The 13,230-nt window shown below is 54.7% G+C and carries 8 protein-coding genes and 1 tRNA gene; 6 read left to right on the top strand and 3 right to left on the bottom strand.

The window, feature by feature from the left end; translation table 11 throughout:
• Positions 1 to 604: 604 nt before the first annotated feature.
• The 3 genes from SH467x_RS14510 to SH467x_RS14520 all read left to right on the top strand — a co-directional run bounded on the left by SH467x_RS14510 (position 605) and on the right by SH467x_RS14520 (position 7,266).
• On the top strand, positions 605 to 4,981 hold the full coding sequence (locus SH467x_RS14510; protein ID WP_482367827.1) for a vWA domain-containing protein: 4,377 nt from the start codon (positions 605 to 607) through the stop codon (positions 4,979 to 4,981).
• Between the two features lie 303 nt (positions 4,982 to 5,284).
• On the top strand, positions 5,285 to 5,974 hold the full coding sequence (locus tag SH467x_RS14515) for an RNA polymerase sigma factor (protein ID WP_482367828.1): 690 nt from the start codon (positions 5,285 to 5,287) through the stop codon (positions 5,972 to 5,974).
• Positions 5,971 to 7,266, top strand: a complete 1,296-nt coding sequence (locus tag SH467x_RS14520; RefSeq protein WP_482367829.1) for a hypothetical protein — start codon at positions 5,971 to 5,973, stop codon at positions 7,264 to 7,266. The genes SH467x_RS14515 and SH467x_RS14520 overlap by 4 nt, the downstream gene beginning before the upstream one ends.
• Before the next feature lie 7 nt (positions 7,267 to 7,273).
• Here the strand turns inward: SH467x_RS14520 and SH467x_RS14525 are convergent, their stop codons facing one another.
• From SH467x_RS14525 to SH467x_RS14535, 3 genes are read right to left on the bottom strand one after another with little or no spacing between them, the layout of a single operon-like run.
• Positions 7,274 to 8,812: a glycoside hydrolase family 10-like protein gene (locus SH467x_RS14525; RefSeq protein WP_482367830.1), complete on the bottom strand. Its 1,539-nt coding sequence runs from the start codon at positions 8,810 to 8,812 to the stop codon at positions 7,274 to 7,276.
• Positions 8,813 to 8,824: 12 nt separating this feature from the next.
• Positions 8,825 to 9,331: a YaiI/YqxD family protein gene (locus tag SH467x_RS14530; protein WP_482367831.1), complete on the bottom strand. Its 507-nt coding sequence runs from the start codon at positions 9,329 to 9,331 to the stop codon at positions 8,825 to 8,827.
• Complete coding sequence (locus tag SH467x_RS14535; RefSeq protein ID WP_482367832.1) at positions 9,328 to 10,653, bottom strand: hypothetical protein; 1,326 nt, start codon at positions 10,651 to 10,653, stop codon at positions 9,328 to 9,330. Before SH467x_RS14535 ends, SH467x_RS14530 begins: the two co-directional genes overlap by 4 nt.
• 365 nt (positions 10,654 to 11,018) lie before the next feature.
• Between SH467x_RS14535 and SH467x_RS14540 the strand changes: the two genes are divergently transcribed.
• From SH467x_RS14540 to SH467x_RS14550, 3 genes are all read left to right on the top strand, one after another.
• Positions 11,019 to 12,050, top strand: a complete 1,032-nt coding sequence (locus SH467x_RS14540; protein WP_482367833.1) for a threonine aldolase family protein — start codon at positions 11,019 to 11,021, stop codon at positions 12,048 to 12,050.
• Positions 12,051 to 12,098: 48 nt separating this feature from the next.
• Positions 12,099 to 12,182, top strand: a tRNA-Leu gene (locus tag SH467x_RS14545).
• A 241-nt stretch (positions 12,183 to 12,423) separates the two neighbouring features.
• The gene (locus tag SH467x_RS14550) at positions 12,424 to 13,224 is read left to right on the top strand and encodes a cupredoxin domain-containing protein (protein ID WP_482367834.1); all 801 of its coding nucleotides are present in this window, start codon (positions 12,424 to 12,426) and stop codon (positions 13,222 to 13,224) included.
• Positions 13,225 to 13,230: the final 6 nt, after the last annotated feature.

The raw sequence follows: 13,230 nt of genomic DNA on the forward strand, positions 1-13,230 counted from the left end.
GGGTACCTCAACAAAGAGTCTTGATAAGGAGAGAGCCCTTCCTTTCGTCCTATCGGGAATTGGTAGTGAGAAGCTGAAACGAATAGGCAGAAGTTGCCGACTTTTCCGAAATCGCGGGGTTCTCCCGCGTACGATATTGCTACATTCCCCTCATTCAACCGCAGCAAAACGAGACTTCAATCTTTTTCTCTGCGGACTTGCAAGTTCCCTCTTCGTTTTTCCAAGTGGGATTTGGTGGGGAACCGAACTTTCTCCCCAGATTTTCCATTTTTGGAACGGAATACGCAGTAGCTTGCTAAAGCACCCCCATTCCGCCGCTCCTTCAGCTTGACCACGGCGTCTCGCTGAAGCTTGCCAGGGTCCTGCAGAGGTTTGTCAGGGTCTTGCAGAGGCTTTGCCGCGAAGTGGCGATTGGAGGGGGGAGTAAAGCGTCTAGGGTAAGTGTCAACCGGATGTCGTTCGAGTTAGATCGACGGAGGTTGGGGCTGTTTTGTTAGGGAATTGCGATGTTTTTAATGGCATCCTGCCTTGGCGAGAAATACGATTAGACGGTAGTTGGACCAATTTCTTCTCATCCATTCGAGCCGGTTTGGAGCGAATCGTTATGCGACTGTTTCTGGGTATGAATCGAGCTCTTTTGCTCGGCGTCGGGCTTCTTTGGAGCTGTTCGGCGTTGGCAGCGGATCAGAGTTCACGCATGCTGACATTTGAGGATCGTGGGCAAACGCATTTTGCGTTGAGTTTGACGACATCTCAGCTGGAAGCGGTACCGGGCAAAGCGAAGCGTGTTGCGGTGGTTGTCGACACGTCGGCGTCGCAGAGCGGGTCGTACCGCAGCGATTCGCTGGAGCTTGCCGAGCGTGTATTGGCAGGGTTGTCGGATGCATCGGTGGTCGCCTTGTTGGGTTGCGACATCGAGCCGACGGTGTTGGGAGTGGGTGGACCTGGAAGCGCTGAGATTGTTTCCGGATTAGAGAAGCTGAAGCAGACGGTTCCATTGGGGACGACCGATTTGGTGGCAGCGTTGTCGAAGGCTCGCGAGGTGTTAGGCGAGGGGAGCGATGCAAGTATTTTGTACATTGGGGATGGATTCCATCGTTGCAATTTGTTGGAGCCCAAGGGATTTGAGTCGTTGATTCAAGCGTTGCGAGAGACGCGCACGACGGTGAGTTCGATGGCGATTGGCCCGGACGCGGACGTCGAGTTTTTGGCGACGATTGCAAATCACACTGGTGGAATGGTTCACGTCCATCGAAATATTTCGGGTGCTTCGAATCAGCAGATGGCGGTGCAATTAGCGAAAGAGTGCACAGCCCCTGTATTCTGGCCCAGCGATGCGACTTGGCCCGATTCGATCGAGGTAGCGTATCCAGAGATGGTTCCCCCGTTGCGAACCGATCGGGATTCGATCGTGGTCGGGACTCTCAAGGGGTCGACGGCCGAGGGCCAAGTGGCTTTGCGAGGCGTCATTGCCGGCAAAGAGGTAGGGTTGAACTGGTCGGTTCAAACCGAGGGGATCAATCCCGATTTGGCGTTCCTTCCGAAAGTAGTTGAGAAGGCTCGGTTGGATGGCGGATTGCTTTTGCCGACCGCTGGCTCGGACGCTTTGAAGTCCCTGGGAAGTGTACTGATGTCCAGTTCAGAAGAATTGGTGAAAGACGCGCGGTACGCGTTGGGGAGCGGGGATCGCGATTCCGCGATTGCGATTGCGACCGAAGCATTGAAGCGTTCTCCGAATAGCCTCAGCGCCAAGAATATATTGGACGCCGCCATGGCGATGGAGCCAAACGGCAGTGGAGCGAGCCGACCCTCTGCGTCTGGCGATGCACGGAAGGGGTCAGAGCTTCCCAAAGAGAAGCCCGTGAAGGCACCCAGTGTATCTCCAAAGCCCAGTGCATCTCCAATGCCCAGTGCCTCTCGGAAGATTGTCAAGTTTATCGCTTTCCAAGCGGGTGATGATCCCTTTGGTGCACCTGCAACGCAGCCGGGACAAGATCCCTTTCAGGACGATAAAACCGCGACACCTCCAGCGAATGTTGTCCCGCCATCGACTCCAATTGTTCCCACGGAATCGGCTCCGGCTCCGACGTTAGGTTCCGATGCGGGGAGCCTGCTAAGCGCTCCCGGGGTTGCCTACGATGAGCTTGCAGATGCTGGGGAGCTGTTGCGAGAAGACGAATCGTTGCGAAGAGTTGCGGCACAGCAGCTTGAGGCACAGGTCAAGGCTGAGATTGCTGCGTCGCGTCGCGCCAGCATGCCAGGTGCACCGTCGACTGACTTCAGTGCTATGAAATTGTCCTTGAAGTCGTTGTTGGACCAAGTGCGAAGAGCCCCTGAGCTGGACGCGGGGAGCCGAGTTCGGCTTGAGAAGTCGGTTGCGGAAGCGATTCAGCGTGCGGCGCGGGCTGAGGCCGCCAAACGAGAAGAAATTGCACGAGAAGAGGCAGTCCGATCCGCACAGTCAGCAACCCAACGGTTATTGGCTGAGTCCGAAAGGCGAGAAGAGACGATCAAGCAGTTGGTGGATCGTTACGATTCTTTGATGCGACAGCAAATGTATTCCGCAGCGAATACGGAGGTAGCTCCCCAAATCACTTCGCTAGATCGCGAATCGGTGATCGATGTCGTTACGAACCTTGAGTCGAACATGGCAGCAAATGCCCGGTTGATCGAGGATGTCATCAATCAGCGAAACAAAGCCTTCGTCGATTCCCTCTACTTGAACGAAATGGGATTGGTACCGTTCGTCGACGAACCACCCATCCGATATCCACCGCACGATGTTTGGCAAGCGTTGAGCCGTCGTCGTCTGGAACGATACGGTTCGATCGATTTGTCCGGTGGCAAGGAATCCGAGCGCAAGATCTACCGATCGCTAGATGAGAAGGTCAACGTAGACTTCAACGGTCTTCCCTTGTCAGCTGTCCTTTCCCGCTTCGCGGACGATCAAGGTATTCCGATCGTTCCCGATGAGAAGGCGTTGGAGGAAGAAACCATTTCGCTGGACGAACCTATTACGCTTCAGTTGGCCTCGGATGTTTCCTTCCGTTCGGCCTTGAAGTTGATTCTAGAACCGCTGAATTTAACCTACGTCATCGAAGACGAAGTCATGCGGATCACCACCAAGCAGAGCTCGGCCAACGTTGTCCGTGTTTATCCTGTCGGCGACCTTGTGATCCCCGTAATCCCCGGCATGGCAGGCGGCGGGATGATGGGTGGCATGGGCGGTATGGGAGGCATGGGTGGTGGCATGGGCGGCATGGGCGGCGGCATGGGTGGTATGGGCGGAATGGGTGGCATGGGAGGCATGGGTGGTGGAATGGGAGGCATGGGTGGCATGGGGATGGGTGGCATGGGAGGTGGCATGTTCGATGTGAACGACACCCCCCAGAAAGCTTCCTCCGCAGCACCTGCCGCGAAGTCCCCTGCTCAGCTCATCGATGAGGTTGCCTCCGAAGATGAGAATGTGAAACTGGCCGCCGAAACCGAGCTTTCCAAGTGGGTTTTATCGAAGATGACCGCTGGGAAAAAGGCGATCGAAGCGGGTAACAGCCAAGAAGCCACGCGACACTTCCAAGAGGTGATCGATACGGTCAATGAAGCGATGCGACGCTCGCTTCCGGCAGGATGGATGTACGACGCGCTCAGTACTGCCATGCAAGCCAACGAGTATTCGCCGCAATCCATTCGTCGTGTACTCCTCTCTGCCCTGGATTACGGGGCGGGCGAGGGAGATGCGATCAAGATCGCGAGGTACTTGAGCGGTGCCGGCATGAAGAAGGAAGCATTGAAGGTGCTGCGAGACGTCCACGTTTCGAACCCCATGAATAAGGATGCGTTGTCGCAGGCATTGGCGATTGCGACCGACACCGAAGACTTGGACGCAATGCGTTGGGCCTCGGCTGGCGTTTTGCGTCAAAGCTGGACCGACGATGCTTTGCCGTTGATTGAAAAGGCGTTGCTCACCGCAAGAGCTTGCTATATCCGAATGACGGAAAACAAGGAAACGATGAACGCCTATACCTTTGAGCAGGAGCTCAAGGATGCGCGTACCCGCGACTTGATCGTCCGCGTTGTTTGGACCGGGGATGCCGATTTGGATATATCCGTCGAAGAGCCAGCGGGAACGGTTTGCGATCAACAGAATTCGCACACCGCGTCGGGAGGCATTCACTTGGGTGACGGCTCTTCCTTGGGCAAACCCTCGAAGGACGGCTACTCCGAGTCGTATGTTTGCGGCCAGGGCTATGCGGGCGCCTACAAGATCATCATCAAGAAGATTTGGGGCGAAGTCGCTGGCGGGAAAGTGACCGTGAACATCTTGTCGGATTATGGAACCCCCGAGGTAAAAGTGATCCAACAGGTCGTCGAAATGGGGCCGACCGCTCCGATGGCGGTGGTGATTGCCCACGTGAAGAACGGTCATCGCTCGCAGCCGATCGAAGAAGCCTATTTGGCGAAGGTACGAACCGCGAAAAACGCGATGGGAGCAGCAATTCTCGCGCAGCAAGCGGGAGATGCCGCAAACAACGGTGCAGCAGGCGGGAACAACGGCGCCGCAGGGGGGAACAACAATGCGGACGCAGGTTCGCTGAGTGATCTCGAACTGTTCTGGGCGAGGTATTGGGCAGCACAGAACAACAATGGCGGATTCAATAACGGGCGATTGCCGTTCTTTGGGCGCGGTGCCGTTGGTTATCAGCCACAGATTACCGTTATTCCTTCGGGAGCATTCATGACGCCGCTGGCGGTTATTTCGGGCGACCGTCGATATGTTCGAATCGGATTCCTGCAACCACCGAGCTTCAATGACATCATCTCGGTCGACACGTTCAATATTTCCACCGGATCGACCGGCACTGGAGGCACGGGTGGAGTGGGTGGAGGTCTTGGAGGCGGCGGCCTGGGAGGCGGCGGACTCGGTGGTGGGGGCGGTCTCGGCGGCGGCGGCGGCGGTTTCGGAGGAGGCGGGTTGTTCTAATCCCCCCTTTCCTCGAAGAGTCAGCGGTCGGGAAAGATCATCCCAGTCTGGAACACAGACCAACCCTCTCTGCAGGGACGCTGATTCTCTCAATTGCTTTCATAACGAGGGCTCGGTTTTTGCCGAGCCCTCTTTTTGTTTGTTACCAAGGATTGGAGCAACGGGAAAAGAACACTCCCTGGATTCCTCGTCCCCATGACTCGAAGTGTTATGATAGGGGCACAGAAAGTAAGTTCGGAGCGTTAGGAACTTTTCCGATCCCGCCGTGTTTCTAGCTAGACCCCAGTTGCAAGAGCAGACAATTTGAGCGATCAACCCAACCAGACGGACGCAGCAGCTATCGATCCGGACGTAAGTCTGATGCTGCGAGTCCGTGAGGATGACGCAGTTGCGTTCGAAATGTTGATCGACCGGCACCAGGGGAAGATTATTCGATTTATGCTGGGTTGGGTTTCCAATCCGCAGCAGGCAGAGGACTTGGCTCAGGACGTATTTCTCCGAGTCTTCAAAGCCCGCAAGACATATTCCCCCACCGCCAAATTCACGACTTGGCTTTATCGCATCGCCCACAACATTGCCTCGAACCACCTTCGAGACAGTGCCCACCGAAAAGAATATCAGTTGTCCAAAGGAGCGGACACATCCACCTCCGGCGTTATGCTTGAGAATATGGCTGTCGCTCCCAGCGGATTCCAACCGACCCGCTCCATGGAAAGCAATGAGAGATCCAACATCGTCTTGCAGGCATTGCAAGCGTTGGGAGAGCGACAGCGCACAGCCATTATGCTTAGCAAATTCGAAGGAATGAGTTACCAGGAAATCTCGGATACCATGGGAATGAGCGTGCAGGCGGTTAAATCATTGCTGAGCAGAGCCCGGGTGAACCTAAAAAACTTGCTTGAACCCTACGTTTCCGACGGTTCCCCGCTCGGCGCGACACCCGTACAGTCCGACGAAATGCCCCAATCTAGCAGCGAGGCATCGCGAGAATGAATCCGAATCTCGAACCCTCTTTTGCCGACGAAGTCGATGAGCAGCTCACCGCATATCTAGATGGCGAGCTCTCCGCATTGGAATCCAGCCAACTGGAGCAGAAGCTCGTACACCACGAATCGCTTCGTTTGCGTTTAGCAGAACTGCGACGCGCCTACGACCTTTTAGATGACTTGCCCGAAACGCCTCACGATCAGAGGTTTACCCAGAGCACGATCGAGCACGTGATTCAGAAGGTGAAGGAGTCGCCTGGATCCGACGATTCGATCGGCACGTCGTCCAGTGCCTTCGGACGCTCGAAGACGTTGGGAACCGACTTCTGGCGAAATGTGTGGAGGAAGTACAAGTTACCGATTCTGTTGACCACCTCCGTCCTTATCGGCGGATCCGCAGGAATGTTGGCGAGAGGGTTGGTCAATCAGGCCGAACTCCGCCGCTTGAATTTGATCGCGAATATATCGGGGCTTGTGGACGTCAATGAACTGGACGTTGCCAAACGGCTCAGCGAAGAGTCCGTTGCAATTCGTTACTTGAAGGCCCGTTACTCAGATCGCATCACCACCAACGTGCCGGTGCGAATCCGAGAGCTTTCGGGCTGGATCGAGCAGCTCACCCCTGTGCAACAGGCTCATTTGATGAGTGAGCGGGAGATTGTTCAGCGAATGAATCCCGAGTCGCTGGATAAGTATCGACAGTTGGAAGATCGAATCGAAGAGCTCCCCAACGGAGCCGATGTTCAAGAAGTAGTGAGGCTTATCGGACTCGTGATGGATCAGCTCGCCAACTCCGAGCGTCGTGCGTTGGACGGAATGCCCGTCGAAGATCGCATTCAGCATTTGAAAGGTCGTATCTATTTCAAAGCCGCAGACTATTACTTCACGCAATCTCTATCGCATGCGGACCAGCAGGCGATCACCGATTGGAGCGCCAACCATCTCGAGCCTGCAATCCTGTCTAGCAACAACCGATTCAACGAGCGTGACATCAAGAAACTGATCAACGGTTTCTTCATGTACATGATCCGAAACTGGGACGAGGAGCGGCAGGCTTCGCTCATAGCCCCCTTGATGGCGAATCTGTCCGATGACGGAATCGTATTGATGTCCGGATTGAAACCGATGGAGCAGTTGCAGATTCTATTCAACAACTTAGCTCCGAACCGCCAGCCATCCAGTGAACAGATGCTAGATTCCTACAGTCGCATTCCGCCCGCGAACCGTGAGGATGTCGATCTCAAGGATCCGACATTTAGCCCCATGGTTATTCATGAACGCGCCAAGAGATATCGCTAGTGTACTTTCACTCTTTGGACAGCAGATGGATGGCGGGTTTCCCGGCAACGCCGGCCCCGTTGATCGCGTAGATAGCGATAGCTTTAGGCTCCCTGCCTGCTTCGCTGGTGATATGGAAGCTGTTCTCGGTTCGCCCGAGGATGGTTGTCTTCCACGCTGATTGGTGCAGTACCGACAAGCACCATCGTCGGACAGCATCAGGGTCCGCTCCCTTCCAAGTGACTTGGAACCCGTCAGATGGATGGCTTTCGACTTGAACGACGGGTGCGTCCAACGTTTTCGCTTCAATCCACTTGCATTCGGGCGTCAAAGCCTCGCTGGAATAAGCATTTTCTCGCAACCGATCGCTGATCCCTTCGCGATTTCCCATCAAGGCCTTCATGCTGAAGTGAATGGAACCGTGGCTTCCTGGCATGTACCGCGACAGGAAAACTTGGTTCTCGATTTGTTCCGCCGAAAAAGGTCTTGCCTTATCCCCGATGCGGCCGGTGTAGAGGCCTGGAGCTAGATGACGATTTTGGAGATTTTCTTGGCTCCACCAAGCGAGCAGTGCTGGAAAGCTTTGCTGATTGGCTGCGATGGACCAGTACAATTGGGGAGTGTAGTAATCGCACCACCCTTCATTAAGCCAAAGTCTCGCATCCGCGTAGAGTTTGTCATGTTGGGAGAAGCCCGCGACGCTCTCGGGGTACCCAGGCTTCCAAATACCAAAGGGACTGATTCCAAACTTCACGTGCGGTTTCGTCTTTTTGATCTCCCCGTAGAGCTGCTTGATAAATGCATTCATGGAATCCCGTCGCCAATCGTCTCGAGCGAGAACTCCTCCGCCCGATTGGTATGTCTTCCAAGCAGGGTCATCTGGAAAAGGAATATCGTCGACCGGATAGGGATAAAAGTAATCATCGATGTGAATTCCATCGACATCGTAACGGCGAAGGACGTCCAGAAAAACAGCCAAGGAATGCTCGCGTGATTCTGCCTCGCCCGGGTCCAGCCACAGGTAATTCGTCTTGTCATTCCCATATCGCTTTACGAGATGGGGTTTGGTCTGGCTGATATGGCCCGCGCTGTCGGCGTAGGTCTGACCCGAGTTTTTTGCCCGGAACGGGTTGAACCAAGCGTGGAGTTCTAACCCGCGGCGATGTGCTTCGTGAATCCAAAACTCCAACGGGTCATAATAGGGCTCTGGTGCAGTTCCTTGTTTTCCCGTTAAAAAGTAGCTCCACGGCTCCAGCTTGCTTTCATACAACGCGTCGCAGCTGGTTCGGACTTGAAGCACGACCACATTCATTCGCAATTCCGCGACTTTATCCAATATCGCGATCGCTTCTCGTTGTTGGTCTTGAGTTGACAGGCCTGGTTTGCTCGGCCAATCGATGTTCGCAACGGTCGCGACCCATACTCCGCGGTATTCGCGTTCCACCTTCGGAAGGCTTGGCAGTTTTGCAAGGTCTGCAGGACTCTGGGGCAGGGCATTGTTCTGAGATACCGCTAACGCCAGAACGAGATAGAGCCACCCAAGGAAGCGGCTGGAGTTCGCATTCATCGTTGTCAATTCCTAAGATCTTTTTCGCGTTGCTTTGGTAAGGATGCGATCGAGGGCGGATGCAAATGCTGTTTTGTCTTGAGCGTTATAAGGAGAAGGCCCAGACACCTCCATCCCTGCCCCGCGAGCCGCATCGAGCAAGTCCCGCGCGGCCAGGCGGCTTCGGACATTATTGGCATCGAGGATCAATCCGCGAGGGTCCAAAACCAATATTTTTCGATCCACTAACTGCGAGGCCAACGGAATGTCGGCGGTGACCACTAAATCTCCGGGGCTTGCATGATCGACGATATAACGATCGGCCATGTTCGCACCGCTGGCGACCGCAATACTCTGGACCCGTCCGCCGGACGGTGGGGCATAAATACTTTGATTGGCGACGAGGCGTACCGGGAGGTTCAGCCTCTTTGATGCTCGAAAAACAATTTCTTTGACTTCGCGAGGTGCCGCATCTGCATCTACCCAAATAGTGAAGGCAACGCTCGATGGCGAAGGGGCGGTACTGGAGTCATCGTTCATCGATCGGCCAACTCGTTGAGATAGAGCTCGATAAAAGGGTAGCCGGCATGACGGTCTGCATCCGATTCTCCCCGAGGGACGATTTTTGCGCTATCGAGCGGGTCATTGGGATTCAAGTTATGTCGTAGCTCCCATGCGTCGGGCATTCCATCTTGATCGGAATCCGGAGGCGGAGCGGCCTTCTCGAGACCTTGCAGGAACCATTCGTCGCTCGGCGCTGGGGGACTGCTGCGTCCCCAGCTACCGGTTTGAGATTGAACTTCTTCGATGGTTTGAAGTGTAACGCGATCGCGAGGCCAGCAGCCTGCTTTGCGGAGTACTAGCTCGTAAGCATCCTCCGGTCCGACGAGTTGAATCGGTGGCGTAGGAGCAGGAGCATCCAACTCACCTCCGTTATTGTTGAATTGCAGCCATTTCGGTGCGCTGCCGGGCTGCGTTCCCCATTTCCAATACTTCGGATGCCCCTGCAGGCCCCAATCTTCGAAGTAATTATCGTGGACGAAATAGTTCATCTTGGGTGACAAAGCGAAGGGGTAGATCCGATCTTTCGTTTGTGGACCACGTCGATAATAGTTCTTGTGAAGGTTGACTGCACTCTTAACGCGATCGCCATGGCCATCGTCGGTGTAACCACCTCGGCAATTGTAGATCACATTGTTGCAAAAATCGCCTGCGGCATCTTCGCGGTAAGGGGCCATACAGGGGACGCGTCGAGCATGATGAGCCCACAGATTGTGGTGAATGGAGACCGCACCGCTATCCTCCGCGGCGGAGATCATTCCGAAGTTGTGTTCTCCTTTATCGTGCCCTTGGTTATCCGACCCTTCGATGGTGCACCATTGCACCGAGACATGATGTGCGTGATAAAGATCGATCATCTCGTCGTTCCCCCAACTGAGCGAGAGATGGTCGAGCACGATGTTGTACGTACCCGTCTTCCTGGGCCCCTGTCCCCCCAATTGGATGCAATCGCCTCCGGCTCCTGTTGCGCGGCGAGGGCGCACCCGAAGGTGTCGCAAGATAACGTCGTGCACACCATGGTCATAGCTGGAGACAACTCCCTCGATCGTGATCCCTGCTCCGGGCGCTGTTTGCCCCGCGATCGTGATAAAGGGGTGGGTGATTCGAACGTCGCCACGAATAACCCCGCTCACCGTGAAGACAACGATGCGAGGCCCCTCCGTGCTACAGGCTTCTGCCAAGCTGCCTGGCCCTGAGGAGTTGAGATTCGTAACTCGAATCACTTTGCCCCCTCGCCCACCGCGACTTATGGCCCCCCATCCCTCCGCGCCGGGAAATGCGACGACCGTTGGCTCTTCCATCGCGTTCGCCTTCGTCCCGATTGCGAAAGACGATACGAAACCCAACATTAAGGTGCAAAGAAAAACAAATTGGGGGGAGCTCAAGGCTTTACGCATCACGATTTATAAGATTCCGTCAAACGAGTGATGCGGGGTTCGTTTTGCTCAGCGCGACGAGTAAGAGTTCGAACGAGTTACGAGGATCAAGCCATCGCATTATAGCGTATGCGTGAGGATTCACACGTTTGGAGTGAGGGGGAAGCACCTCGGAATCTTGAACACAGCGGCGAGCTCTGATAGAAAGCTTCAAGCACATTGGGAAGGCAATTACCACGCACGACGGTTCCCCTTCGCGACTCCTACTTCAGAATCCATCACCATTCTCCATGATCGATTTACGCAGCGATACCGTAACGCGTCCTACCGCCCCGATGTTGAAAGCGATGATGAACGCGGAGGTAGGAGACGACTTGATTGATATCGATCCGACGGTGATCGCGTTGCAGGAAAGGGTCGCATCGTTGCTAGGAAAGGAAGCGGCGATTTTTATGCCCAGCGGAACGATGACGAACCAAATCGCGCTTCGTTGCCACTGTTCGCCTGGTGACGAATTCCTTTGCGAGAGCCAGTGTCACATTTACAACTACGAGCAAGGAGCATTTGCGCAGTTGAGCGGACTGGTTGCACGGACCTTGGAGGGCGTCAAGGGGTTGCTCGCGCCTTCGCAATTGGCGGGGATTCGACGAAACGACGACGACCACCTTGTAGCCACACGACTCCTTTGTTTGGAGAACACACACAATCGAGGAGGAGGCAAGGTCTATCCGCTTGAGCGAACGGAAGCGATCTGTGCCGAAGCAAAGCAGCAAGGGATCGCGTGCCACCTCGATGGCGCGCGGCTTTGGAATGCCAGTGTCGCGATTGGCTGCAAGCTTGAGGAGTTGTCGAGGCCGTTCGATTCGGTCAGCGTTTGTTTCAGCAAGGGGTTGGGGGCACCTGTCGGGTCGTGCCTAGCGGGGACCAAGGAGTTGGTCCGGAAAGCGAGGCGAGCGAGAAAGCTATTCGGGGGAGGAATGCGTCAGTGTGGGTATTTGGCTGCTGCGGCTCATTACGCGCTCGACCACCACATCGAGAGGCTCGTCGAAGATCATCACCACGCTGCGATACTCGCGGAATCGATTGCAGAAAATCCATCCTTTCAACTCATGGACCCGGTTCCAGACACGAATATCGTGATATTCCGAATTGCGCAGGAGTGGGGGACTGCCAAGGATTTTGCGGATCGATGCTTGGAACATGGGGTAAGGGTCATGGCGTTTGGACCGCATAGTGTCCGGATGGTAACCCACTTGGATGTATCGAAAGCGGGAATTGAAGCGGCGTGCAAAGTATTTCGCCAGGTTTCGAAGATGGCTTGACGAAGCTCGGATAGGCTTTAAACTTCGTCGATCTTGTAGCAATCTATTGCGGCCGTGGCGAAACTGGCAGACGCGCTAGCTTGAGGGGCTAGTGGGAGCAATCCCTTGGAGGTTCGAGTCCTCTCGGCCGCACTAATGATTCTGAAATGGATTGGCATGTCTCGGGTAGGATCGGGGTGGTGGTCTTGCCCCGTAGCGATGAAATCCCTTCTTCGGGACAGTGGACGAATTCTTCCGCAACCGAACGAGTCGTTCAGCGGGCTTCTCATTGATTATCGCGAGATTCTGGGTAGGATAGCACGCTGGTTAACAGCATCGAAACGCCTCCTGCCTCAAACTCTCATTTCTCTCGAATCCAATGTTGGAGCATCTTATGAAGTCATTTTTGTTTGGATCGTTGGCTGTCGCCGGATCCTTGGTAGTGCCCGGAGTGGTCCAAGCGCAAAAGTGGGCTGATATTGAGTTCACGGTCGTCTTGGACGGCAAAGCTCCCGAACCGAAACTGATCGATGCGAATGCGAAAGATAAGTGCAACGCAGATCCCAAGGGGGTGGTGATCGAGGATCTCGTCGTCAATCCCAAGAACAATGGGATCGCCAACTTGGTATTTACCATCGACACGAGAAAAACCAAGCTCAAGGCTGACGACATTCACCCAGATCTTCGGGCTGTTCCCACGAAGAAGGCGTTGCTGGACAATGTGAAATGCCAATTCATCCCGCACGTGATGGCCGTTCGCGTTGGTCAGACGATCGAAGTCAAGAACTCCGATTCCGTCCCACACAATGCCAAGTTCTCGTTCTTTGAAAACGACGAAAAGAACCCAGTGATTCCAGCGGGAACCTCGGTCGACATCGCCACCAAATCGGAGGAAAAGGCCGCGACCAAAGTCGACTGCAATATCCACCCTTGGATGAGCGCTTATGTGCTGGTTTATGACCACCCCTATGTCGGCATCAGCGATGTGGATGGAAAGATCAAAATCGAGAAACTCCCTGCTGGGGTTCCGATCGATTTCAAACTCTGGCATGAGAACCAAGACAAATCGATTGAAGAGATAACCATCGGGGGCAAGAAAGAGACTTGGAAGCGTGGCTCCACGCAAATGACCCTCAAGGAAGGCAAAAACGATTTGGGCGTCATCAAGATCAGCGCCGATCGCTTCAAGAAGTAGATCCGC

Source organism: Brakhagea slesvicensis (assembly GCF_052161625.1).
GTDB lineage: Bacteria > Planctomycetota > Planctomycetia > Pirellulales > Pirellulaceae > JBKCUI01.